At 65.9% G+C, this 23,791-nt stretch carries 24 protein-coding genes; 16 read left to right on the forward strand and 8 right to left on the reverse strand.

Annotated features, from left to right (window positions below):
• Positions 1 to 12: 12 nt before the first annotated feature.
• The gene (locus CVS48_RS12500; protein ID WP_100857627.1) at positions 13 to 795 is read right to left on the reverse strand and encodes an amino acid ABC transporter substrate-binding protein; all 783 of its coding nucleotides are present in this window, start codon (positions 793 to 795) and stop codon (positions 13 to 15) included.
• Between the two features lie 256 nt (positions 796 to 1,051).
• Here CVS48_RS12500 and CVS48_RS12505 point away from each other — a divergent pair, with 256 nt between their 5' ends.
• Together CVS48_RS12505 and trhA are read left to right on the forward strand one after the other, a co-directional pair.
• Positions 1,052 to 2,095, forward strand: a complete 1,044-nt coding sequence (locus tag CVS48_RS12505) for a P1 family peptidase (protein WP_100857628.1) — start codon at positions 1,052 to 1,054, stop codon at positions 2,093 to 2,095.
• Positions 2,096 to 2,188: 93 nt separating this feature from the next.
• A complete protein-coding gene (trhA, locus tag CVS48_RS12510) occupies positions 2,189 to 2,818 on the forward strand; it encodes a PAQR family membrane homeostasis protein TrhA (RefSeq protein ID WP_100854735.1) in 630 nt (209 codons plus the stop codon).
• Here the strand turns inward: trhA and CVS48_RS12515 are convergent.
• Positions 2,815 to 3,288: an Lrp/AsnC family transcriptional regulator gene (locus CVS48_RS12515; protein WP_100854736.1), complete on the reverse strand. Its 474-nt coding sequence runs from the start codon at positions 3,286 to 3,288 to the stop codon at positions 2,815 to 2,817. The two genes, trhA and CVS48_RS12515, sit on opposite strands and share 4 nt — an antisense overlap.
• A 138-nt stretch (positions 3,289 to 3,426) precedes the next feature.
• On the opposite strand from CVS48_RS12515, the gene kynU reads away from it, so the two are divergent.
• A complete protein-coding gene (gene kynU / locus CVS48_RS12520; protein ID WP_100854737.1) occupies positions 3,427 to 4,677 on the forward strand; it encodes a kynureninase in 1,251 nt (416 codons plus the stop codon).
• A gap of 79 nt (positions 4,678 to 4,756) precedes the next feature.
• Positions 4,757 to 6,163, forward strand: a complete 1,407-nt coding sequence (locus CVS48_RS12525) for an amino acid permease (RefSeq protein WP_100854738.1) — start codon at positions 4,757 to 4,759, stop codon at positions 6,161 to 6,163.
• 18 nt (positions 6,164 to 6,181) lie between these two features.
• Here CVS48_RS12525 and CVS48_RS12530 read toward each other — a convergent pair whose 3' ends face one another.
• The 4 genes from CVS48_RS12530 to CVS48_RS12545 form a co-directional block, all read right to left on the reverse strand.
• On the reverse strand, positions 6,182 to 6,616 hold the full coding sequence (locus tag CVS48_RS12530; protein WP_100854739.1) for a VOC family protein: 435 nt from the start codon (positions 6,614 to 6,616) through the stop codon (positions 6,182 to 6,184).
• Positions 6,617 to 6,718: 102 nt separating this feature from the next.
• A complete protein-coding gene (locus CVS48_RS12535) occupies positions 6,719 to 7,408 on the reverse strand; it encodes a helix-turn-helix transcriptional regulator (RefSeq protein WP_100854740.1) in 690 nt (229 codons plus the stop codon).
• Positions 7,409 to 7,556: 148 nt separating this feature from the next.
• Positions 7,557 to 8,429: a hypothetical protein gene (locus tag CVS48_RS12540; RefSeq protein ID WP_100854741.1), complete on the reverse strand. Its 873-nt coding sequence runs from the start codon at positions 8,427 to 8,429 to the stop codon at positions 7,557 to 7,559.
• Between the two features lie 126 nt (positions 8,430 to 8,555).
• The gene (locus tag CVS48_RS12545) at positions 8,556 to 9,023 is read right to left on the reverse strand and encodes a CopD family protein (RefSeq protein WP_100854742.1); all 468 of its coding nucleotides are present in this window, start codon (positions 9,021 to 9,023) and stop codon (positions 8,556 to 8,558) included.
• Positions 9,024 to 9,180: 157 nt separating this feature from the next.
• Between CVS48_RS12545 and CVS48_RS12550 the strand changes: the two genes are divergently transcribed.
• From CVS48_RS12550 to CVS48_RS12590, 9 genes are all read left to right on the forward strand, one after another.
• Positions 9,181 to 9,690 (forward strand): sigma-70 family RNA polymerase sigma factor, encoded by a 510-nt coding sequence (locus CVS48_RS12550; RefSeq protein ID WP_100857629.1) that lies wholly within the window; start codon positions 9,181 to 9,183, stop codon positions 9,688 to 9,690.
• Positions 9,669 to 10,733, forward strand: a complete 1,065-nt coding sequence (locus CVS48_RS12555; RefSeq protein WP_100854743.1) for a FecR domain-containing protein — start codon at positions 9,669 to 9,671, stop codon at positions 10,731 to 10,733. Before CVS48_RS12550 ends, CVS48_RS12555 begins: the two co-directional genes overlap by 22 nt.
• 113 nt (positions 10,734 to 10,846) lie before the next feature.
• Positions 10,847 to 13,477, forward strand: coding sequence for a TonB-dependent receptor (locus tag CVS48_RS12560; protein WP_100854744.1), 2,631 nt, complete (start codon positions 10,847 to 10,849; stop codon positions 13,475 to 13,477).
• 85 nt (positions 13,478 to 13,562) lie between these two features.
• Positions 13,563 to 14,609: a hemin-degrading factor gene (locus tag CVS48_RS12565; protein ID WP_100854745.1), complete on the forward strand. Its 1,047-nt coding sequence runs from the start codon at positions 13,563 to 13,565 to the stop codon at positions 14,607 to 14,609.
• A gap of 20 nt (positions 14,610 to 14,629) precedes the next feature.
• Positions 14,630 to 15,463, forward strand: coding sequence for a heme/hemin ABC transporter substrate-binding protein (locus CVS48_RS12570; RefSeq protein WP_100857631.1), 834 nt, complete (start codon positions 14,630 to 14,632; stop codon positions 15,461 to 15,463).
• Positions 15,447 to 16,445, forward strand: coding sequence for a FecCD family ABC transporter permease (locus CVS48_RS12575; protein WP_167400985.1), 999 nt, complete (start codon positions 15,447 to 15,449; stop codon positions 16,443 to 16,445). Before CVS48_RS12570 ends, CVS48_RS12575 begins: the two co-directional genes overlap by 17 nt.
• Positions 16,442 to 17,230 (forward strand): heme ABC transporter ATP-binding protein, encoded by a 789-nt coding sequence (locus tag CVS48_RS12580; RefSeq protein WP_100854746.1) that lies wholly within the window; start codon positions 16,442 to 16,444, stop codon positions 17,228 to 17,230. The genes CVS48_RS12575 and CVS48_RS12580 overlap by 4 nt, the downstream gene beginning before the upstream one ends.
• Positions 17,231 to 17,294: 64 nt before the next feature.
• Positions 17,295 to 17,777: a YajQ family cyclic di-GMP-binding protein gene (locus tag CVS48_RS12585; protein ID WP_100854747.1), complete on the forward strand. Its 483-nt coding sequence runs from the start codon at positions 17,295 to 17,297 to the stop codon at positions 17,775 to 17,777.
• 18 nt (positions 17,778 to 17,795) lie between these two features.
• Complete coding sequence (locus tag CVS48_RS12590; RefSeq protein WP_100854748.1) at positions 17,796 to 18,701, forward strand: LysR family transcriptional regulator; 906 nt, start codon at positions 17,796 to 17,798, stop codon at positions 18,699 to 18,701.
• Positions 18,702 to 18,768: 67 nt separating this feature from the next.
• Here CVS48_RS12590 and CVS48_RS12595 read toward each other — a convergent pair whose 3' ends face one another.
• Positions 18,769 to 19,653 (reverse strand): DNA-3-methyladenine glycosylase family protein, encoded by an 885-nt coding sequence (locus tag CVS48_RS12595; RefSeq protein ID WP_100857632.1) that lies wholly within the window; start codon positions 19,651 to 19,653, stop codon positions 18,769 to 18,771.
• A gap of 157 nt (positions 19,654 to 19,810) precedes the next feature.
• Between CVS48_RS12595 and CVS48_RS12600 the strand changes: the two genes are divergently transcribed.
• The 3 genes from CVS48_RS12600 (at position 19,811) to CVS48_RS12610 (ending at position 23,007) form a co-directional block, all read left to right on the forward strand.
• Positions 19,811 to 20,752, forward strand: coding sequence for a DUF3829 domain-containing protein (locus tag CVS48_RS12600; protein ID WP_242001292.1), 942 nt, complete (start codon positions 19,811 to 19,813; stop codon positions 20,750 to 20,752).
• 118 nt (positions 20,753 to 20,870) lie between these two features.
• Positions 20,871 to 21,956 (forward strand): tartrate dehydrogenase, encoded by a 1,086-nt coding sequence (locus tag CVS48_RS12605; RefSeq protein WP_100854749.1) that lies wholly within the window; start codon positions 20,871 to 20,873, stop codon positions 21,954 to 21,956.
• A 67-nt stretch (positions 21,957 to 22,023) separates the two neighbouring features.
• Positions 22,024 to 23,007, forward strand: a complete 984-nt coding sequence (locus tag CVS48_RS12610) for a Bug family tripartite tricarboxylate transporter substrate binding protein (protein WP_100854750.1) — start codon at positions 22,024 to 22,026, stop codon at positions 23,005 to 23,007.
• Positions 23,008 to 23,056: 49 nt separating this feature from the next.
• Here the strand turns inward: CVS48_RS12610 and CVS48_RS12615 are convergent, their stop codons facing one another.
• A complete protein-coding gene (locus CVS48_RS12615) occupies positions 23,057 to 23,662 on the reverse strand; it encodes a phosphatase PAP2 family protein (protein ID WP_100854751.1) in 606 nt (201 codons plus the stop codon).
• Positions 23,663 to 23,791: the final 129 nt, after the last annotated feature.

Here is a 23,791-nt window from a genome sequence, read left to right on the forward strand (position 1 = left end):
CGTGTCCGCGGCTTACTGCGCCGACAAGTCCGTGCCGAAGTATTTGACCGAAATGGTCTTGTAGGTGCCGTCAGCCTTGATGTCCGCCAGCGCCTTGTTGATGGCGGCTTGCAGTTCGGGGTTGCCCTTGCGGATCAGCACGCCCGAGTTGCTGAATTCAGCGGTCTTGTCGGTGGCGGCGATTTTCACCTTGGCATTCGGCTTTTGCTTCTTGAAGTCCAGGAACGACAGGTTGTCGTTGACCGTGGCTTCCACGCGGCCCGAAGTCAGCAGGTCGATGGCTTCGTTAAAGCCCTGCACCGCGACCACTTCCGCGCCGTGGCTTTGCGCCAGCTTGCCGAAATTGCTGGTCAGCGTGTTGGCCGACTTCTTGCCCTTCAGGTCGGCGAACGACTTGATGCTTGTGTTGTCGTCACGCACGATCAGCACGGCGGCCGACGAGATGTAGGGATCAGAAAAGTCGTATTTTTGTTTGCGCGCGTCGGTAATGCCCACTTGATTGATCACGGCGTCATAGCGCTTGGCGTCAAGGCCGGCAATGAGGCCGTCCCATTTGCCTTCGACGAATTGGGCTTTGACGCCCAGGCGTTCGGCAATGGCGCGCCCAATCTCTACGTCAAACCCGGTAAGCTGCCCCGATGCGTCGTGGAAGGTGAAGGGGGCGTAGGTGCCTTCGGTGCCAATCTTGAAGGTGCCCGCGGACTTGATCTGGTCCAACCCGGATTGGGCATGGGCGGCGCCCAGGGCGGTGGCCTGGATCAGGCCGGCGATGAACAACGAGCGTAAGAGTTTCATGGCAATGCTCCGGAAGATCGGTGTCATTTTGAAGGGCACCGTGATGCACGGGGCCCCCGTCATAGCCGCACTCTAGCAACGCGCCTATTTTTCCACAAAGCATAAGGAATAGTAAAAATATAGCTTCCAGTCATTAACAAGTTCCCGATCGGCATGAGGCGGTTCGGGCGCAGACAGCGAAATCGCAGGTGAACTTCAAGTAAACGGCAAGCAAAGGGAGATGGGTTTGGAACAGCAATGGAACAGGCGGACCTTCATGGCGGCCGCCGCGGGCGCGGCGGCATTGGCGGGCGGCATGCCCGCCCAAGCCAATGGCTCGCGGCTGCTGCCCGGGGGCGGCAGCATCACCCAGGTTGCGGGCCTGCGCGTGGGGCATTACACCGACACGCGCCGCCCCACCGGCTGCACGGTCATCATTGCCGAAGCGGGCGCGATTGGCGGCGTGGATGTGCGCGGCGCCGCGCCCGGCACCCGTGAAACCGACCTGCTCAACCCCGTCAACATGGTGGAAAAAGTGCATGCCATCGTCCTGTCGGGCGGCAGCGCGTTCGGGCTGGACGCCGCCGGCGGCGTGATGCGCTACCTGGAAGAAAAAAAGATCGGCTTTGACGTGGGCGTGGCGCACGTGCCCATCGTGCCGTCGGCCATTCTGTTCGATCTGGGCGTGGGGGATGCGTCGATCCGCCCGGACGCGGCAGCGGGCTACCAGGCGTGCAAAACGGCGTCGACCGATGCGCCTGAAGAAGGCAACGTCGGGGCGGGCGCGGGCGCTACCGTGGGCAAACTGTATGGACCGAAGCGCGCCATGAAGGGCGGCATCGGCAGCGCGTCGCTGACGGTGGCGGGCGTGACGGTGGGCGCCATCGTGGCGGTCAACGCGGTGGGCGACGTGCTGGACCCCGCCACCGGCCGCATCCTGGCTGGCGCGCGCACGGCGGACGGCAAGCAATTTCTGGATACGCGCGCGGCCATCCTGGCCGGCGACCTGCCCCGGTCGATGCGCGCGGGCACGGCCACCACCATCGGCGTGGTGGCCACCGACGCCACGCTGACCAAGGCGCAGGCGCAGAAAATCGCCGGCATGGCCCACGATGGCCTGGCCCGCAGCATCAACCCCATCCACACCATGCTGGACGGCGACACCATTTTTGCGCTGGGCACCGGCACGTCCGGCAAGCCGGGCAACGTCATGCTGCTGGGCGTGATGGCGGCCGAAGCCATGGCCATCGCGGTGCAGCGCGCCATCCTGGCGGCGCGCGCGGTGGAAGGCTTTCCCGCCGCGGTGGATTTCATCGCCTGACCTTCGGGCGCGGCCCGCCGGTGACCTCAAGCTGTCACACGGCGGGCACATGATGTCCGGGGCCGGCATGGCACCGGCGCGCTGGGAGGACACATGTACGAAGGCGAACGATTCAATGGCGCCACGCATCTGGCGGGTCTGGCGATGGCCGTGGCCGCGTCCGGCGCGCTGATCGCGCGCGCGGCGGAACTGAAAGTGGATACGCGGCAGATCATCAGTTGCGCCGTGTTCGCGGCGTCGATGATTGCCGTGTACGCCTCGTCGGTGCTGTATCACTGCACGCGCGGCCGTTACAAGGCGCGCTGGGCCAAGGCCGACCACTGCGCCATCTACCTGTTGATTGCGGGCACCTACACGCCGCTTGCCTTCGGGCCCGTGGACCACGCCTGGAGCGCGGCCATGGGCGTAGCGATATGGCTGCTGGCGGCCATCGGCATCAGCCGTGAACTGTGGTGGGCGCGCGGTGCCGCGCCGGCCCTGCCGCTGTACCTGGCCATGGGGTGGCTGGGGGTGATATTCGCCGCCCCGATCGCGGGCGCTCTGTCGTCGGCGGGCCTGACCTGGTTACTGGCGGGCGCGGCCGCGTACACGGTGGGCACGCTGTTCTATGTGAAAGACCAGCGCTGGCGGCATGCCCACGGCATCTGGCATCTGTTCGTGATGGCGGGCTCGGCCTGCCACTTCGTCGTGGTATTCGGATTTTTACGATTCGGTGCGGCTTAGCGCCACGCCGCCAGCGGCAGCATGCCGCCCCGGTCTTTCACTTTGCGCATGACGATATGCGAACACAGATCGCGCACCCCCGCGATCTTGCTCAGCTTGTCTTCGACAAACTGCGAGAACGCCGCCAGGTTGCGGGTGCGCACCGACAAGATGTAATTCGACGCGCCGGTCACGATGCTGGCTTCAGTGATTTCGTCGTGCGCCGCGATGCCGGCCAGAAAGGCCTCGTGCCATCCCGGGCGGGACTGGTCCAGCGATACGTGGACGATGGCTTCCAGTTCAAACCCCAGCTTTTCGGCGTCCAGCACGGCCCGGTAGTTGCGGATGAACCCGGCTTCTTCCAGCGCCCGCACGCGACGCAGGCAAGCCGATGGCGACAGCGCCACCTGCTCGGCCAGGTCCTGGTTGCTGATCTGGCTGTTCTCTTGCAGGCGGACCAGGATGCGGTGGTCGGTGGCATCTAGATGCATGGTGCAATCCAATTCGAATAATGGAAATCTGGCGCAATTGAATGCGGAATCCTAGGGTAAGCCACGCCTGGTTTTGCAATTTTCAGGCCCCATGGCGCTGCTATCCTGTTTGCAGCATATTGCCCGAAGGAGCACCGCATGACTACCCGCGAAGACTGCGTCGCCGCAGACCGGAAAGACCCCCTGGCCCCCCTGAAAGACCGCTTCGAGCTGCCGCCCGGCGTGCTCTACATGGACGGCAATTCTTTGGGCGTGATGCCCAAGGGCGCCGCCGCCCGCGCCGCCGGCGTGATTACGCAGGAATGGGGCACCGACCTGATCCGTAGCTGGAACACGGCCGGCTGGTTCGAATTGCCCGCGCGCCTGGGCAACAAGCTGGGCAGCCTGCTGGGCGCGCGCGACGGCGAAATGGTGGTTACCGACACCACCTCGCTGAACATCTTCAAGGCGCTGGCCGCCGCGCTGCGCATCCAGCAGCAACAGCAGCCGGCACGCCGCGTCATCCTGTCCGAACGCGACAACTTCCCGACCGATCTCTACATGGTGCAGGGCATGATCGACCTGCTCCAGCAGGGCTACGAGATGCGCCTGATCGATGACGAACTGCCGCTGGACAAGGCGCTGGACGACTCGGTTGCCGTCATGCTGCTGTCGCACGTCAACTATCGCAGCGGCCAGATGCACGACATGGCCTCGGTGACCGCGCTGGCGCACGAGCGTGGTGCCCTCACCATCTGGGATCTGGCGCACGCGGCCGGCGCGGTGCCCGTGGACCTGAACGGCGCCAACGCCGATTTCGCCGTGGGTTGCACCTATAAGTACTTGAACGGCGGCCCCGGCTCGCCGGCTTTCATCTGGGTGGCCCCGCGCCACACGAAAGACTTCTGGCAGCCGCTGTCCGGCTGGTGGGGCCACACGCGGCCGTTCGACATGGCCGTGGCCTACGAGCCGGCCGGCGGCATCCGCCGCTACCTGTGCGGCACCCAGCCCATTGTGTCGTTGTCGCTGGTGGAATGCGGGCTGGACGTGGCGCAAGCCGCCGACATGGCGCAGGTGCGCGCCAAGTCGCTGGCGCTGGGCGACCTGTTCATCAAGCTGGTCGAGGAACGCTGCGCGGACCACCCGCTGACGCTTGTCACGCCGCGCACGCACGCCGAACGCGGCAGCCACGTGAGCTTCCTGCATCCCAATGGCTACGAAGTCATGCAGGCGTTGATCGCGCGCGGCCTGATCGGCGATTACCGCGAGCCCGAAGTGCTGCGCTTTGGCCTGACGCCGCTGTACTTCGGCCATGCCGACGTCTGGGACGCCGTGGACATCCTGAAAGACGTGCTGGACACGCGCGCCTGGGACAAGCCGCAATACAAGCAACGCTCAAGCGTGACCTGAACGCCAGAGAGCGTGGCCCAACCTCGCTGGGCCGAACCGGCATCACAACCATAAAGCGAGCGCAATACAGGAGGAGACAATGAAAAAACCACAAGGATTCGGCCAGATCGCCGAACGCGAACAGGGGCTCAAGCGGCGCTTGACCTCGGGCCAGATGAGCATGATCGCCATCGGCGGGGCCATTGGCACGGGCCTGTTTCTGGGCAGTAAATTCGCCATCGGTTTCGCCGGGCCCAGCGTCATCCTCAGCTATGCCATTGGCGGGCTGATCACGCTCTTGCTGATGGGCTGCCTGGCGGAAATGACGGTGGCGCATTCCACCTCGGGGTCGTTCGGCGCCTATGCCGAACACTACATAGGCCCCCTGGCCGGCTTTCTGGTGCGCTATGCGTACTGGTCCTGCGTGGTGCTGGCGGTGGGCACCGAGGTCACCGCCGTGGCCGAGTACATGCATTTCTGGTTCCCGGATGTGCCGGGTTGGCTATGGGTGTGCGTGTTCTCGGGGGCGCTGATCCTGGTGAACGCGATGAGCGTCAAGGCGTTCGGCACCATCGAATACTGGTTCTCTACCGTGAAGATCACCGCCATCGTGGCCTTCATCATCCTGGGCGCGTATGTCGTGTGGGGCAACCCGCAGTACGGCGTGGCGCAGTACACGGCGCACGGCGGCTTCTTTCCGAATGGGCTGTGGGGCATGTGGATTGCCGTGGTGATCTCGATCTTCAGCTACCTCAGTGTCGAGATGATCGCGGTGGCCGCGGGCGAGGCCGAAGACCCCGAACGCGCCGTGAAGAAAGCGTTTCGCGCCACCATCGTGCGGCTGGTTGTGTTCTACCTGCTGACCTTGACGTTGATATTGGCGATCGTGCCCTGGAACGAAGCCGGCAAGGAAGGCAGCCCCTTCGTGAAGGTGATGCTGGCGCTGGACATCCCGGGCGCGGCGGGCGTCATCAACTTCATCGTGCTGGTGGCGGCCTTGTCGGCCATGAACAGCCAGCTTTACATCACCACGCGCATGATGTTCAGCCTGTCGCGCGCGGGCCATGCGCCGTCATTGTTCGGCCGCCTGACCAAAAGCGGCACGCCGCTGAACGCGCTGCTGCTGTCCACCAGCGGCATCGCCATCGCCGTGGTGCTGAAGGTGATGTACCCCGACACGGCCTTCACCTTGATGATGGCCATCTCGATGTTCGGCGCGCTGTTCACCTGGATGATGATCTTCGTGACGCACTACTTCTTCCGCCGCCGCTGGGCACGCGAAGGCGGCGGCGCGCTGTCGTTCCGCATGCCCGGCTTTCCGGTGCTGACGTTGCTGGGCGCGGTGGCGATGCTGGCGATTTTGGTCACCACCTATTTCACCAACGTGTTCCAGATGACGCTGGTGTTCGGCGTGCCGTTCCTGCTGATCCTGGCTGTGCTTTACGGGGTGCTGTTCAAGAAGCGCGGCGAAGCCGTTGTGCTTCAGGCCCGCCAGCAGCGCGGCTGATCGGCCGCCTGCGTGGTATCAGAGGGCATGCGCGGCCACGGTGTCGGCGGGTTCCGCCACCGTGGCCGGTTCGCGTGCCGGCGCAAACACGCGCAGGCGGTGACCGTCGGGGTCCAGCGCCACGAAGGTGCGGCCGAAATCCATGTTGGTTGGCGCTTGCAGAATGGGCAGGCCGTGCAGGCTCCAGTCAAGGTGGCGCTGGTTGAGCGCGTCGGCATCCGCCACGCAGAACGCCAGTTCAGACGCGCCGCCCCGGCCCGCCGCGGCTGGCTCCACCGTGTAGCGCGACCACAGGCCCAGCTTCAAGCCAGAGTCCAGCACAAAGAGCGCAAACGTGGGCGAGCTTTCAACGGGCGGACGTTGCAGCAGGGCGCTGTAGAACGCCGCGCTGGTCTGCGGCTTTTCAACGTAGAAGATGACGAGATTGGTGTCGGCGGGGTTTGTGCGAGGCATGACGCGCTCCTGGGTGAGGGATGCACGTATCTTAGGCAGGGGTACTGTCAGTTTTTGGCAGTAGCGTGCGTCGCCAAATCAACAATTCAGCAACTCAGCCATTCAGCAATTCTGCGTATCGTGCGAGATGGCGCGCCACTCTTTCAGCAGCACGTGGCGGCGGCGGGGATAGCGCTCGCCGGGGGTCAGCGTGGCGATGCGGTCGGTGCGGAAATGGCGGAAGTCCTGCCGCAGTTCGCACCAGGCCATGACGATGCGCACGCTGTCGAAAAAGCCCAGGGCAAACGGCCATATCACCCGGTCGGAGTCCGACCCCTTGTCGTCGCGGTAGCTGATGTGCAGGGCGTGTTCCGTGCGTATCGCCTGGCGGATCTGCGCCACGTCCACCCGGTCCACCACCGCGATGGCGCTAGGCGCCACCAAGAGCGGAATGGCGTCCAATTCATCGCGCAGTTCCTGCGGCAACACCGCGCCGATCTTGGCCAGCGCGTTGCGCGCCGCCATGCCCAGGCGCTCGTCCGAACGCCCGGCCACCCAGCGCGTGCCCAGCACCAAGGCCTCGATTTCTTCGGTGCTGAACATCAGCGGCGGCAGCATGAAGCCGGGGCGCAGCACGTAGCCCACGCCCGGCTCGCCTTCGATTTCCGCGCCCTGGCATTGCAGCGTCGCGATATCGCGGTACAGCGTGCGCAGGCTGACGCCCATTTCGGCGGCAAGCCGATGCCCGCTGACGGGCAGGCGGTGGCGGCGCAGGGTCTGGAGCAGGTCCAGAAGTCGTTCGGTGCGGGACATGGGGAAAGGGCGCGTGACGGGGATGGCGTAATGCTGCCACGGAATGGCAGCAGTCGGCAGCCTGTTCCTTGCCCAAAGCAGCCCATGCCGTGGCCGACCCAATCCAACCCAACCCGATCCGGCCCGTCCTGCGCCGGCCTGACTGCGTTCAGGCGCCGATCTTCTTGCCAGTGGCCACGTCAATCACCGAGCCGTTTTCCAGGCTGACGCGATAGATCTCGCGCACGACGTTGCCGGCAAAGCCGATTTCCACAATGGAAACGTCCTTGAACGTGGTGTTGATGCCGTCGGGCAGCACCGCGTTGAACTTGGCGGATTCCTGCTTCATGGCGTCCTGCAAGCGGGTGTCGTAGCGCGCCATGCTGTAGACCAGCGTGGTGTGCGGGTTGTGGGCGCGCAGTTCCTTGCCGTCTTGCATCACGTTGACGCCGCTGACGCCCATGGTCTTGACCAGCGCGCGGCCGGCGTCGCTCATCTTGGCGTAGACGGGGCCGGTCACGCGCGGCAAGGGGCCGTCGCGCAAGGGCGCCAGCGCGGCGGTGGCCACGGTGTTGTAGCGCATCATGTCTTCGAAACCCTGGCCGCTCTTGACCACGCCCAGGTCCAGCCACCACGGGTGCCCCGCGTCCTTGGCGGCTTCGGTCGGGTAGAAGGTTTTCAGCGTGACCTGCAAGGGCGCGGGCGGCTTGGGCAGCGCTTTCAGCATGCGGGCGGGGGTGGCGGGGTCGGCGCTGTGGATATGCACCACCGTCACGTGCGGCAGGTTGGGCGTGTCGGCCTCGGTTTTCAGGCCCAGCGCCAGCAGGTCCTGCTTCAAGGCGCCATTCACCTTGGCGTCCAGCACGGCGTTGACCTCTTGCGGCAGGCGGTACACCACGCCGTAAGTGGCCTTGTGGCTGCGGAACTCGGGCTTGTCCAGCGAGCTGTTGTCGATGGCGTCGGCGGCGTGGGTGGCGAACGGGGCAGCGAACGAGGTGGCGAACAGGCCGAGGGCGGCCAGGTGCAATGCGCGTTTGATCATGGGGAATCCCTTATCGTTGTTGACGTGACCCGCGAGAGTCATGCCCAGTGTGTCCGCCACGGATGTACGGCGTATTGCACCAAACGAAAGAATTCCGATACCAGCCGCTGCCCGGCCGATGGCTGGCTACGCCAGGAACGCCACACCCACCACGGCGATGCCCAGCACCAGGTTCACGCCCACCCAGCGGCGCATGCCCGTCATGGCCTGGCCGCCCTTGGGCCAGTCCGACGCGGCCACCGCAAGCGCCAGGCGCTTGTACAACGCGAATCGGATATGGCCGAAGATGGCCATCATCACCAGCCCGCCTGTGGCCATCAGCGTCCAGCTGCGCGGCATGAAGAACGTGCCGCCGCTTTGCACCGCCTGGCTGGCTGACTGCCCGATCATCCATGCGCCCGTCAGCAGGATCAGCACGATCGCCACCAGCACCGCGTTCAGAAAGGGCCGCAGCACCGAGGCCATCAACGTCAGGCGTGTCTTGGGTTCCAACTGCGCGGCCGCCGGCCGCAGGAAACAGTGCGCGAACAGCATGCCGCCCACCCATAGGATCACGGCGATCACGTGGATGAATTTCAAGACGCTATAGATCATGGAGCCAGCTCGGTCGGTAAGGGGGCCGCGGGGCGCGGCCGGTCTGTCCGCATGATATCCCCGCCGCCGTGTTTCGCTTGGACTTGACCGGAAACCTGGTTTTGCAATTAGAATGAGATTGATTGTTATTTGTGTTTTAGCGTACTGGGAGCCCGTCGTGCCGAACCCTGTGCTCGCTTCAGGCGACACCGTCCAATGTCTGTACCGCAGCCACCACGGGTGGCTGCAAAATTGGTTGCGCGCGAAGCTGGGCAACACCTTCGACGCCGCCGACCTGGCCCAGGACACTTTCGTGCGTGTGCTGCGCCATCGTTACGACCTGGACGCGCTGCGTGAACCGCGCGCCTATCTCACCACCATCGCCAAGCGCCTGCTGCTGAATCATCATCGGCGCCGCTCGGTCGAAAACGCCTATCTGGAAGCGCTGGCGCTGATGCCGGAACAGATTGCGCCGCCCGCCGAGCAGCGCCTGATCATTCTGGAAACGCTGCAGGAAATTGACGAAATGCTGGCAGGGCTATCGCTGCCCGCGCGCCAGGCTTTCCTGATGGCGCAGTTGGAAGACCTGAGCCATGGAGAAATCGCCCAGCGGCTCAACGTGTCGCTGCGCACCGTGCACCGCTATATCGCCCGAGGGTTCGAGCAATGCATCATGGCGGTGAGTTGAACGGCGTGGGCGGCGAACTGCCCGCCGTCGAACGCAATGTGGCGCGCGAAGCCGCGCGTTGGCTGCTGCGCTTGAGCTCGGGGCGCGCCACGGATGCCGATGTGCATGCTTGCGATCAATGGCGGGCCAGCAAGGCCGAACACGAACACGCCTGGCAGCGCGCGCAGCGGGTCAACGAACGTTTTGGATTGATCCCGTCTGCGCTGGGCATGGCCACCTTGAACCGGCCCGCACTGTCATCGCGCCGCGCGGCCTTGAAGACCTTGGTGGCGCTGGTGGTGGCGGGGCCGGTGGGCTGGGCGGCGTGGCGCGCCGACCCCATGAATTGGACGGCCGACTACCGCAGCGGCGCCGGCGAGCGGCGCGACGTGGGGCTGGCCGACGGGTCCACCCTGCAACTGAACACCGCCAGCGCGGTGGACGTGGTCTTCGATGCCACCACCCGCCTGCTGCGGCTGCGCGCAGGCGAAATTGCGGTGCATGTTGTGGCTGACGTAGTGGGCAATTCAGTGGCAAATTCCGTGGCCGATGCCGGGGCATATCCCGGGGCCAATTCCATGGGAACCCCCTTTGCCCAACCGCGCCCCTTCGTCGTCCGCACCCGCCTGGGCGATATCGAAGCCCCGCCGTCGCGCTTTTGCGTGCGGCAGGACGGCGTGCAATGCCAGGTCAGCGTGCAGGAAGGCCGTGTGCGTCTCAGCCGGGGCGGGCAAATCCTGAACCTGGCGGCGGGCCAGCAGGGCAGCCTGAGCGATGCCGGCGTGTCCGACCCGTCGCCCGCCGATCCGCACGCCGCGGACTGGATGCGCGGCGTGCTGCACGCCAGCCAGTTGCGTCTGGATGCCTTCGCCGTGGAGCTGGGCCGATATCGCCCGGGCGTGTTGCGCTGCGACCCCGATGTGGCGCATCTGCGGATATCCGGCGCCTTCCAATTGAACGACACCGACGCCGTGCTGGCCGCCTTGCCCGCGACCCTGCCGGTGCAGGTGCGCTATCGCACGCCCTATTGGGTGACCATCGGTCCGCGCGCGTCTTCAGCGTGAATGAGTCTCTGTTACAAAATACCCGCGCGCGCGCTGTCCGATTTCCAAATCACGCGGGTCATGGTCTGTATAGGCAAACGAATGCCGATACCCGTTGGATCGAAAGGACGACCATGGCTTATCTTCCCGCCGGCCGCGCAAGCGGCTCCCGACCCGCGCAGGCTGCGCATCGCGTCACTCACCTGACTTGCGCCGTGCGTGCCGCCTTGGCGTTTGCCGCCGTGTCCGCCGCGACGCTGCCGCTGGCCGCCGCCCAGGCGCAATCCACGCAATCCACGCAAGCCAGCGCCAGCGCCGCGCGCAGCTATCGCATTCCGGCGGGCACGCTGGCCGAGGCGCTGCCGCGTTTTGCCGACAGCGCGGGCGTGACCGTGTTGTTCGATGGCGCGCTGGTGGGCCAGCGCCGCACGCCGGGGCTGTCAGGCACCTACTCCGTGGCGGACGGCTTCGCGCGCTTGCTGGAGGGCAGCGGCCTGGCCGTGCAGGAACGTAGCGTGGGCGTCTTCGTGCTGCGCGCCGCCCCGCAGGCCGGCGTGACGCAACTGGCGCCCGTCAAGGTGGAAGGCGAGGGGGCATTGATCACGCCCGCCTGGGAAACCAGCACCGACCGCCAGCGCATGGACGACTTGCAGATCAAGAACTGGAGCGACCTGGGCAAGCGCGCCGAAGCCGGCGTGAGCTTCAACCGGACCACCAACAGCATCAACATTCGCGGCCTGGACCAAGATCGCGTGCTGACCCGCGTGGACGGCATCCGGCTGCCATGGCTGGATGACGGCGCGCGTGGCGTGAAGGGCGGCCTGGAAGCCGTGGACTTCAACAGCCTGTCGCGGCTGGACATCGTGCGCGGCGCGGACGCCACCGGCGGCGGTTCCGGCGCCATCTCGGGCATTGCCGACCTGCGCACGCTGGACCCGTCCGACCTGCTCACCGACGGCAAGACCTTCGGCGCGCTGGCCAAGACCGACTACGATTCCGCAGATTCAAGCTGGGGCGCCAACGCGGCGCTGGCGGGGCAGATCCACAGCAATACCTTCTGGCTGGTGCAGGCCGGCGTGCGCAACGGCCACGCGCTGGACAACCGGGGCGACGTGGGCGGCTACGGCCCGCAGCGCAGCGAACCCAGCCCCGAAAACTACGACCAGCGCAGCTTCCTGCTGAAGCTGCAACAGCGCGTGGAAGGCGGCCACCGCTTCGGCCTGACGGGCGAAACCTTCAAGCGCAATGCCGACATCGACAACATGTACGAGCAAGGTGCGGGCACCAGCTACCTGTACGGCGAAAACAGCACCAAGAAAGAAACCGAGCGCGAGCGCGTGTCGTTCGACTATTCCTACCAGGCGCCCAACGCGGGTGGCCTGATCGACACGGCCACCGCCATCGTCTACTGGCAGCGCGTGCGGCTGGACAATTCACTGGACGGCGTGCGCAGTGTGGATTCGCGCGCCCGCATCATTCCCGGCGATCCGTTCCGCTACGGCTTTCCCAGCGGCCCCTACGGGCGCAGCAACTCCATCCAGCAGACGCTGTTCGGCGTGAACGGCGAACTGACCAAGCGCTTTGCCGGCACGTCCGTGTCGCAACTGTGGACGCTGGGGGGCGAATGGTACGGCAACAAGACCGAGCAGAATTCCAGCGGCTACGACAATTGCCCGACCATCCGCCCGGGCCTCCCCGCACGATTCGGCCCGCGTGCCTGCGACATGCTGCACACCAACCAGGCCGACGTGCCGCAGTCCAAGGGTGACCAATGGGCGCTGTGGGTGCAAGACGAGTTCAGCTTTGCCGACGGCCGCTACACCGTCATGCCGGCCCTGCGCTACGACCACTACGAACAAAAGCCGCAGTCCACCGACAGCTACGACAGCAATCCCAACGCGGGCGCGCTGCCGCCGTCCAACAGCGGCAGCCGCTTCTCGCCCAAGCTGCTGGCCACGTGGAAGGCGATGGACGAACTGAGCGTCTATGCCCAGTACGCCTACGGCTTCAAGGCGCCCAGCGCCAGCCAGCTTTACACCAACTACGGCGGCCCCGGCACCTATCTGCGCGTGGGCAATCCGTACCTGAAACCCGAGACCAGCAAGGGCTGGGAACTGGGCGCCAAGATCGGGTCTGACGCGCTGGGTGGTGCGGTATCGTTCTTTGATAACCGCTATCAGAACTTCATCGATAGCAATCAGCCGCTGGACCCCAATTCGCCGCAATGGCAGGCGGGTTGGGCGGGGCAATATCCGCTGGGAATCACGGGCAACGTCAACCGCGCCAAGGTGCGCATCTATGGCGCCGAGGCCAGCGCGCACTGGAAGTTCTCGCCGGGTTGGCGCACCTGGGGTTCGCTGGCGTGGGCCGTGGGCAAGGATGAAGGCACCGGGCGATACCTGAATTCGGTGGCGCCGCTGAAGGCCATTCTGGGCGTGGGCTACGGCCGGGATGTGTGGGGCGTGGACGCCATGCTGACCACCGCGCTCAAGCGTGACAAGGTCGAATACCCGGACGCATCGGCCACCGCGCCCAATGCCGACTTTCAAGCGCCGGGCTATGGTGTGGTGGACTTGATGGGTTATTGGCGGCCCGCCGCCGTGAAGGGGCTGCAAGTGCAGGCAGGCGTGTTCAACCTGTTCGACAAGAAGTACTGGGAAGCCATCAATGTGCCCACGGCGGGTTCGCTCGCCTTGCCGCGCACGGTGGATTGGTACACGGAACCGGGACGCAGCGTGCGCGTGTCGCTGACGTACCAGTATTGATCTCGCGCCGCCGCCTGGCACTTGCTTCAGGCGGCGGCAGTTTGCAAATCGAAGCGAAAGCGACACCCAAGGCTGGAGGCCTACGATGACGAATCAAGATTTCAACACCCGCGCTGAAGCACTGCGCGCCCGCAACGAAACGCTGGCCGCGTCGCAACCGGGCCTGCGCGCCCGCAACCTGGCGCAGGCGCTGGGCGTGTCCGAGGCGGAGTGGATTGCGGCGGGCTGTGGCGGCGTGAGGTCCACCGCGCTGCACGGCGCGCCGCAAGACATCTTCCGCGAACTGGGCACGCTGGGCGAAGTAATGGCCCTGACGCGCAACGACTGGTGCGTGCACGAGCGCCACGGCGCGTATCTGGATATCCAGGCCGACGGCCCGGTGGGCCTGGTGCTGGGGCCCGACATTGACCTGCGCGTGTTCTTCACCGCGTGGAAATCCGCTTGGGCGGTTGAGCAGGACGGCCGCCACAGCCTGCAATTCTTCGACGGCGCCGGCGTGGCGGTGCACAAGGTCTACCGCACCGAGGCCACCAATGCCGCTGCCTACGACGCGCTGGTGCAAAAGTTCGCGGGCGACGCGCAATGGCCCACCCTCGAAGCCTATGCGCCCGCCACGGATGCGGACGAGGTTGATGACGCGGCAAGCTGGCGCGAAGCCTGGCTGGGCATGAAAGACACGCACGAATTCTTCCCGCTGTTGCGCAAGTTCAAGGTGTCGCGCCTGGCGGCGTTGGCGGCGGCCGGTGAAGACCTGGCGCAGCCCGTGCCGGCGGAATCGGTTGAACGCATGTTGCAGTCGGCGGCGGAATCGGGCCTGTCCATCATGTGCTTCGTGGGCAATCGCGGCATGATCCAGATCCATACCGGCCCCGTCCAGCAACTGCGCCGCACCGGCCCTTGGTACAACGTGCTGGACCCGAAGTTCAACCTGCATCTGGACACCACCGCCATCGCGTCGGCCTGGGTGGTGAACAAGCCCACGTCCGACGGCTGGGTGACCTCGCTTGAGGTGTATGCCGCCACGGGCGACCTGATCGTGCAGTTCTTTGGCGAGCGCAAGCCCGGCAAGCCGGAACTGACGGGCTGGCGCGAATTGATGGTGGGCCTGTGCGGCGCGCCGCTGGCGGTTTGAAGACAATCCAAGGACGCTTGATGAAAAAATGGTTGGCAATTGCGTTGGGCTGGGTCGTCGCGGTGGGCGTGCATGCCGCCGAACCCAGCCGGGTGGTGAGCCTGGGCGGTAGCGTCACGGAAATCGTTTATGGCTTGGGTGAGGGCGACCGGCTGGTGGGCGACGACCTGTCCAGCCTGTATCCCGAAGCCGCCACCAAGCTGCCGCGCGTGGGCTATTACCGCGCCGTGCCGGTGGAAGGCGTGCTGTCGCTCAAGCCCGACCTGGTGCTGGCGTCCGAACAGGCGGGGCCGCCGGACGCGCTCAAGCGGCTGGCCGGCGTGGGCGTGCGCGTGGTCACCGTATCGGATGCGCCGTCGGTGGATTCACTGAAGGCGCGCATCCGCGCGGTGGCCGAGGCGCTGGGCGTCGCGCCCGCGGGCGAGCGCATGGTGGACGAGGTCACCCGCGAACTCGCGCGCGCCGAAGCCATCCCGGCCACGCGCGCGCGCGCCTTGCTGCTACTTAACCGCACCGGCACGCCGCAGGGCGCGGGCCGCGACACCGCTGCCAACGAAGTCATGCATCTGGCGGGGCTGGTCAACGTGCTGGACGGGCAGCAAGGCTACAAGCCCTTGTCCGCCGAGGCCATCGGCGCGCTGGGGCCGGACCTGATCGTGGTGACGAAGGCGTCGCTGGACGCCGGCGGCGGCATGGAAAAATTCCTGGCGCAGCCGGGTATCGCCGGGTCGCAGGCGGCCGCCAAGCGCCGCGTGGTGGTCATGGACGACCTGCTGATCCTGGGCATGGGGCCGCGCCTGCCCTTGGCGCTGACCCAGCTCAAGCAAGAGGTTGCCCATGTCATGGCGCGTTAGCGCGCCCTTGGCCTTGGGCCTCTTGGCCGTGGCGTTGGTAATGGCCGTGCTGGCCGCCAGCGCCCACGGCGCGGTGTCGATACCGCTGCGCGAACTGCCCGCGCTGCTGTGGGGGCCGGCCACGCCGGACAACGCCCTGTGGCGCAATGTGCTCGTCGACATCCGCCTGCCGCGCGTGCTGTTCGCGGTGGTGGCGGGCGCGGGGCTGGCGATATCGGGCGCGGCCATGCAGGCGCTGTTTCGCAACCCGCTGGCCGAGCCCGGGTTGATCGGCATTTCCGCGGGCGGGGCCTTGGGGGCGGTGGCCGCCATCGTGCTGACTTCGGGCGGCTTCTGGATCACCGCGCCGTCGGCCTTCGTCGGCAGCCTGGTGGCCACAATGTGCGCCTACGCCGTGGGCCGGCGCGTGCCGGGCGTGGCGGGCCTGCTGCTGGCCGGCGTGGCCATCACGGCGATGTCGTTCAGCGTGATCGGGCTGTTCACCTTCGTGGCCACCGATGCGCAACTGCGCGACCTGACGTTCTGGAACATGGGCAGCCTGGGCGGGGCCAACTGGAATGTGCTGGCCTTCCTGGGGCCGTGGGTGCTGCTGATGAGCGCTTGGCTGATCAGCCAATGGCGCGTGATGAACGCCTTGCTGCTGGGCGAGCGCGAGGCCCAGCACCTGGGCTATGCGCTCAAGCGCGTGCGCGCGCAACTGGTGCTGGCCAGCGCGCTGATCGTCGGCCCGCTGGTGGCGGCTACCGGCACCATCGTTTTTGTAGGGCTGGTGGTGCCGCATCTGGTGCGCATGACGCTGGGCGCCAATCACCGCTGGCTGCTGCCCGCCACGGTGCTGGCGGGCGGCCTGGCGCTGGTGCTGGCCGATTGGATGGCCCGCACGGTGGTCGTGCCCGCCGAATTGCCGATCGGCCTGGTCACGGGGCTGGTGGGCGGCCCGTTCTTCCTGTGGCTGCTGGCGCGCGGACGGAGGCTGGGATGACGCTTGCCGCACACCAACTGACGCTGTCGCGCGGTGGCACGCGCATCCTGACTGATGTGTCGCTGGCGGTACGCCCCGGTGAAGTCGTGGGCTTGCTGGGGGCCAACGGCGCGGGCAAGTCCACGCTGCTGGGGGCGCTGGCGGCCGAGCTGTCGGCGGAGGCCGGCCAGTTGAGCCTGGACGGCGCGGCGCTTGCCGACATGGCCTTGTCACGGCAAGCACGGCGCCGCGCCGTCCTGCCGCAAAAGCCGGGCCTGACCTTCGACCTGGACGTGCGCGAAGTGGTCGCCATGGGCGCGTACCCCTTTCCCGAACTGGCGCCCGCCCAGGTCGATGCGCTGGTCACCCAGGCGCTGGACCTGGCCGATGCGGCCCACCTGGGCGGCCGCCGCTATCCCGAACTGTCGGGCGGCGAACAGCAGCGCGTGCAGTTCGCGCGCGTACTGGTGCAATGCCACGCCGCGCGCGCGCCCGGTGAAGCGCGCTACCTGCTGCTGGACGAGCCCACCGCCAGCCTGGACCCCAAGCATCAAACCGACTTGCTGCGCCGCGCCTGGCAACTGGCGCACACCGGCAATACGGGCGTACTGGTGATCCTGCATGACATGAACCTGGCCGCGCGCTGGTGCGACCGCCTGCTGCTGCTGAGCGGGGGCCGCGATATCGCGCAGGGCAGGCCGGGGGACGTATTGAGCGCCGCCAACCTGTACCTGGCGTTCGGCATCGACGCGCAGGTGATCCCGCATCCACTGCAACCGGACCGCCTGTTGGTGTTGACGATGTGAAGCCCGCTCCAGGGCCGGTAAAATAGGCGGCTTAATTTCACTCATCACCAACAGGACCCGTGTCATGCCTACTTTTGACGTCGTCTCCGAAGTCGACAAACACGAACTCACCAACGCCATCGACCAAGCCAACCGTGAACTCGCCACCCGTTTCGACTTCAAGGGCACCGAGGCCAAGTTCGAACTGGATGGCTTTGTCGTGACCCAGGTTGCCACAAGCGCGTTCCAGCTCAAGCAGATGCTCGACATCTTGCGCGGCCGCCTGTCGGCGCGCGGCATCGACGTGCGCTGCCTGGACGTGGCCGACCCGCTGGAAAACCTGGGCGGCGCGCGCCAGAAAGTCACCATCAAGCAGGGCATCGAACAGCCCGTGGCCAAGAAGCTGATCGCCGCCATCAAGAACGCCAAGCTCAAGGTGGAATCGCAGATCAACGGCGACAAGCTGCGCATCACCGGCAAGAAGCGCGACGACCTGCAAGCCGCCATCGCGCTGCTGAAAAAAACCGACGTAGACCTGCCCCTGCAGTTCGAGAACTTCCGCGACTAGGCGCCCCGGCCGATCGCCATGGGGCACTCCAGCGAACTGCAACTGGTGGTTGAGCTGGCGCGCGCGGGCGGCATGTCCGCCGCCGCCCGGCAGTTGGATGTGACCCCGGCGGCCGTCAGCAAACGGCTTGCGCAGATCGAGGCGCGGCTGGGGGTGCGCTTGTTCAACCGCAGCACCCGCCGTCTGAGCCTGACCGCCGAAGGCGAGGTCTACCTGGAAAGCGCGCGCCGCATCCTGGATGAAATCGAAGACCTGGACCAGCTTATCGCCAGCCGCCAGGACAGCCCGCGCGGGCGCCTGAAGGTCAACGCGCCCTTGGGCTTTGGCCGCAGCTACATCGCACCCGCCATCGCCGAATTCGCGCAGAAATACCCCGACGTCACGCTGCAATTGCAGTTGACAGACAGCCCCGCCGACTTCGTGCGCGATGCTTTCGACGTGGCGATCCGGTTCGGCGACCTGCCCGATACACGTCTTATCGCCCGCAAGATCGCGCCCAACCGCCGACTGGTGTGCGCGTCCCCCGGCTACCTGAAGACGCATGGTGTGCCGACCACGCCGCATGACCTCGCGCGCCATCAGTGCATCGTGCTGCGGCAAAACGAAGATGCCTACAGCCTGTGGCGGTTTACCAAGGGGCGCCGCAGCGAAACCGTGAAGGTGCGCGGCGCGCTGAGCAGCAACGATGGCGAAGTGACGCTGACCTGGGGCCTGGCGGGCCTGGGCATCTTGCAGCGTGCCGAATGGGATCTGGCGCGCTACCTGCGCAGCGGCCGGCTGGTGCGCGTGCTGGAAGACTACGCGCTGCCGCAGGCGGACATCTACGCGGTGTTCCCCGAACGCCATCACCTATCGGCCAAGGTCCGCATCTTCGTGGACTTCCTGGTCGGCTATTTCCAGCAGGAATCGCAAGCGCGCTGGTAGGCCGGATGGGGTTCAGCCTGGATCCGGTTCAGCTCCAATGCGGTTCAGCCCGGATGCAGTTCAACCCTCAGCCCGCCGACCACAAATGCTGCGCGGCATAGGCCCGCCAGGGCCGCCATGAGTCGGCACGCGCCAGCAGTTGCCTGGGCGTGTAGGCGCGCGATTCCAATTTTTCCAAGGCCCGGATCAGGCCGATGTCCGCGCTGGGGAACGCATCCGGCTCACGCAGTTGCCGCAAGGCGATGTATTGCGCCGTCCATTCGCCGATGCCCCGGATGGCGCGCAACCGCGTGACGGCGTCTTCCAGGCTGCTGCCGGGTTCGAACAATTGCGGGTCGGCCACCGCCGCCGCGGCCACGGCGGACAAGGTGGCCGCGCGGCTGCGCGGCATGCCCAGCACGGCCAGCTCGGCGGGCGCCACCACCTCGGGCGTGGGGAATACATGTGTCAGCCCATCTTCGGGCTGCGCAAGCAAGGCGCCGTGCGCGGCCACCAGCTTGCCCGCCAGCCGGATGGCCGCCAACACCGTGATCTGCTGGCCCAGCACGGCGCGCATCGCCAATTCAAAGCCGTCCCACGCGCCCGGCACCCGCAGCCCGGGGCGCGCGGCGATCAGCGCGGACAATACCGGGTCGTGCGCAAACCGCGCGGCGAGCGCCACCGGATCACTGTCCAGATCAAACACCCGCCGTATCCGCGCAACGATGGCCGGCAGCGCATCCGCGCGCGCCACGCGCACCGTGGCCTGCAACGCGTTGCCCTTGGCAGGCTGCACGCGGATCGTGCCCTGCATGCCATCCAGGCTGATCGTGCGGGAATAACGGTCGCCGTCCACCCGCTCGATGCCAGGAATGGCGCGCAGGCGCAGAAAGCCCAGCATGGCCTCCCAGTCGTAGGGCGGGCGGTAGGCAAGCCGTATGGATTCTTCGTGGATGTCGGGGGCGAATGTCATGCGGGCCATGCTAGCGCGATCGGGTTTTCAGCAGAAGGTCGTATCTTGCAAACCCTTGTGACAGGTCTGAATGACTTTGTAGCGTGTTAACGATGGCGGCGGCATATGATGCGTTCCCTTTTTCGGAGAACAGATGTTTATGTCGCGCCCCTTGTGCATGTCCGCCCTTTTAGCCGCCACGTTGATGCTCGCCGCGTGCGGCGACGACAACGCCAAGCCGGAAGCGAAAACCGCCGAAGCCAGCACCGCCCAGGCCGAGATCGTCAAGTACAACCAGTACGTCGATGCGGCCAACAGCATCAACCAGTCGTTTGAAGAAACGCTGGACCAGTACGAGCAGTACATGGTGCCCAAGCTGGCCGACAAGAAGCCCGTCAAGGACTACGTCATCGGCAACGACATCATGGTGTTGCGCACCAAGGAAAAGCTGGAAAAAGCCTTGGCGATGCAGCCCGCCATTCCCGAGATCGACGCTGCCGCCAAGGACTTCGCGCAGGCCTTGGGCAAGCTCGCCCCGCTTAGCACCGACCTGCAGAACTACGCCGCCGCCAAGACCTTCCTGTCTGACAACGGCGCGCTGGCGCGCGAGAAAAGCCCGGCCTACGTGGCTGCGCTGACCGAGGTGGCCAAGGCGGAAAGCGCCTTCTATCACGGCATTTCCGTGAAGGACACCGCCAACACCAAGGAAGCGTTTGAAAAGGCCAAGAAGGACACGGTGGCCTACTACCGCGCCGGCATGGTGTATTACGGCAAGTCCACGCTGAATCAGGCGACCGGCATTTTTGACGGCACCGGCCTGGGCGACAAGAAGGACGCCTTCAAGCAAGACCTGGACAAGCTCAACGAGATGGCGCTGGGCTTTGACAAGAAGACCCGCGAAGCCGACCCCAAGGGTTGCGCCAGCACGATGATGCAAGCCAACGCCTTCCTGGCGGCGGGACGCAAGGTGCTGGAGCACACGGAAAGCGGCCGCTACAAGGAAGACGCCGCGCGCACGGGCGCCTTCAAGATGATGCGCCCCACCATCGTCGACGACGCCTACAGCCTGCGTCAGACATTCAACAACCTGATCAACAACCTGAACGTCAGCCGCTGCTGATCCCCGGCACAACATCTTCAACCTGAAGTTGAAGATGTTGTGAATGGCGCTGCGCGCACGGCGCGCGGCGCTCGGTACATTGCCGACAGACCCTTATCAGCAAGGAGCCCTGTCGGCCATGAAGACCTATCGCATTGCAACCATTCCCGGCGACGGCATCGGCAAGGAAGTCATTCCGGCCGGCCAGCGCGTCTTGCAGGCCCTGGCCGACGAAGGCGGACTGCATTTCGAGTTCCAGAATTTCGACTGGGGCGGCGACTACTACCGACAGCACGGCGTGATGATGCCGGCCGATGGGCTGGACGCCTTGCGCGACAAAGATGCGATTCTGTTCGGCTCGGCGGGCGACCCCGACATTGCCGACCACATCACCCTGTGGGGCTTGCGCCTGAAGATCTGCCAGGGCTTTGACCAGTACGCCAACGTGCGCCCCACGCGCATCCTGCCCGGCATCGACGCGCCGCTCAAGCGCTGCACGCCCGAGCAACTGAACTGGGTCATCGTGCGCGAAAACTCCGAAGGCGAATACTCCGGCGTGGGCGGGCGCGTGCACCAGGGCCATCCCATCGAGGCTGCCACCGACGTGTCGATCATGACGCGCGCCGGGGTCGAACGCATCCTGCGCTTTGCCTTCAAGCTGGCGCAATCACGGCCGCGCAAGCTGCTTACCGTGGTCACCAAATCGAACGCGCAGCGCCATGCCATGGTGATGTGGGACGAGATCGCGCTGCAAGTCAGCCGTGAATTTCCGGACGTGACCTGGGACAAGGAATTGGTGGACGCGGCCACCGCGCGCATGGTCAACCGGCCCGCGTCGCTGGACACGCTTGTCGCCACCAACCTGCATGCCGACATCCTCAGCGACCTGGCCGCGGCCCTGGCCGGCAGCCTGGGCATTGCGCCCACCGGCAACATCGACCCCGAACGCCGTTACCCGTCCATGTTCGAACCCATCCACGGGTCGGCGTTCGACATCATGGGCCAGGGCTTGGCGAATCCGGTCGGCACGTTCTGGTCGGTGGTGATGCTGCTTGAGCACTTGGGCGAACTAGATGCGGCGGCACGCTTGATGCAAGCCATAGAACAAGTCACGGGCACGCCCGCGCTGCACACGCGCGACCTGGGCGGCCAGGCCACCACCGAAGCTGTCACGGCCGCGGTGTGCGCGCGGCTGGCGCAGGGCAGGGCAGTGAAAGCGGCATAGCGCTGGAGGGCGCCTGGCCGGCAATACAACAAGAAGCGAAGTCCATTCGTAGTCCAAGGAGACAAGCATGTCCAAGCAAATTACCCGCGCGCGCGCGTTGGCGTTCGCGTGCCTGTTCAGCCTGCCGCTGGCAGGCGGCATGGCCGTTGCACAGACGTATCCCGCCAAGCCCATCAGCCTGGTGGTGCCGTTTCCGGCGGGCGGCACCACCGATGTGCTGGCGCGCGCGCTGGGTCAGGAGCTAAGCAAAAGCCTGGGCCAGCCGGTGGTGGTGGAAAACAAGCCCGGCGCGGGCTCGACCCTGGGCGCGGACTACGTTGCCAAGGCCGCGCCCGACGGCTACACCTTGCTGATGGGCGCCGTGCATCACACCATCGCCACCAGCGTCTACAAGAGCCTGCACTACGACTTCCAGAAGGACTTCGCGCCGGTCACCACGGTGGCGCTGGTGCCCAACGTGCTGGTCGTCAACCCCAAGCTGGACGCGACCACCGTGCAAGGCTTGTTGAAACTGGCGCAGGCCGCGCCCGGCAAGCTGACCTTCGGGTCCAACGGCATGGGCACCGGGCAGCATTTGATTGGCGCGCAGTTTGAGCAGCAAGGTCACGTCAAGCTGCTGCACGTGCCGTACAAGGGCAGCGGGCCGTTGACGACAGACCTGCTGGGCGGCCAGATCGATATGTCGTTCGACACCATCACGCCCGTGCTGGCGCATATACAAAGCGGCAAGTTGCGGGCGCTGGCCGTCACCACCAACCAGCGTTCAGCGGCGCTGCCCAACGTGCCGACGATGGAAGAGGCCGGTCTGAAGCCCTTCAACATGGGCACCTGGTTCGGCGTGTTGGCGCCGGCGGGCGCGCCCAAGGACGTGGTAACGCGCCTGAACGCCGAGATGGTGAAGATCATCCAGTCGCCCGATTTCTCGCGCCGCATGGCCGAGATTGGCGCGGTGCCCATCGGCGACACGCCGGAGCAGATGCGCGCCCGCATCGGCACGGATACCGCCAACTACGCCAAGCTGGTGAAGGACGCGAAGGTGGCGATCAACTGAGCTTGCGGGTTCGCTGCTCGGTCCGCTGCTCGGTCGGCAATTGAAGCCGCTACGCGCGGATCCAGCCGCGCGCAATCGGCATGGCCAGCAGCTTGCGGTAGAGGGCTTGCGCGGCCTGGGTCAGCGGCGCGCCGACGCGGTTCCACACCGCCGCGGTGGCCGCTGACACGATGGGCGCCAGGATCAGGCCGCCCGCGATGTCCAGGGGAAAGTGCACGCCCAGGTACACGCGTGACGTGCCCACGACCAAGGCGGCCAGCAGCGCCGCCCAACCCCAGCCCGCCCAACGTCGGTCAAAAATCAGCGCGAACGCAAACGTGGCGATGATGATGGTGTGGTTGCTGGGGAATGACGAGGTGGCCTTGTGCGGGAAAAACGCATGGCCCAGGCCCAGCACAAAGGGACGCGGCTGCGGCCACAGCGCGCCGCACAGGTAGCTGATGAACAAGGCGGCGCCGATGCTGGTCAGCGCCTTCAGGGCCAGGCTGCGTTGCGCCTGCCCGCCCCACAGCCACATCGCCACCAGCGCGGCCGGCACGAACAGGATCAAGCGGTTGGCCAGCAGCAAGGCGGCCTGGATCTGCCAGGCGGCGGTGGCCGGGTCGGCGTTGATCGACAGAAACAGGGCATGGTTCAAAGCATCCAGAGCATTCATGACACGTCATCGAAGCGTAATAATCAATAGCCGCGATGGTAGTGGGCTTACCCGTCAGTTCGCTTACAAAATGCGGCTGAATGCGGGCTTTTACTTCTGGACACGCGCTTCGCGATTTACCTGAACCGT

This window comes from Achromobacter spanius, from assembly GCF_002812705.1.
Lineage (GTDB): Bacteria > Pseudomonadota > Gammaproteobacteria > Burkholderiales > Burkholderiaceae_B > Achromobacter > Achromobacter spanius.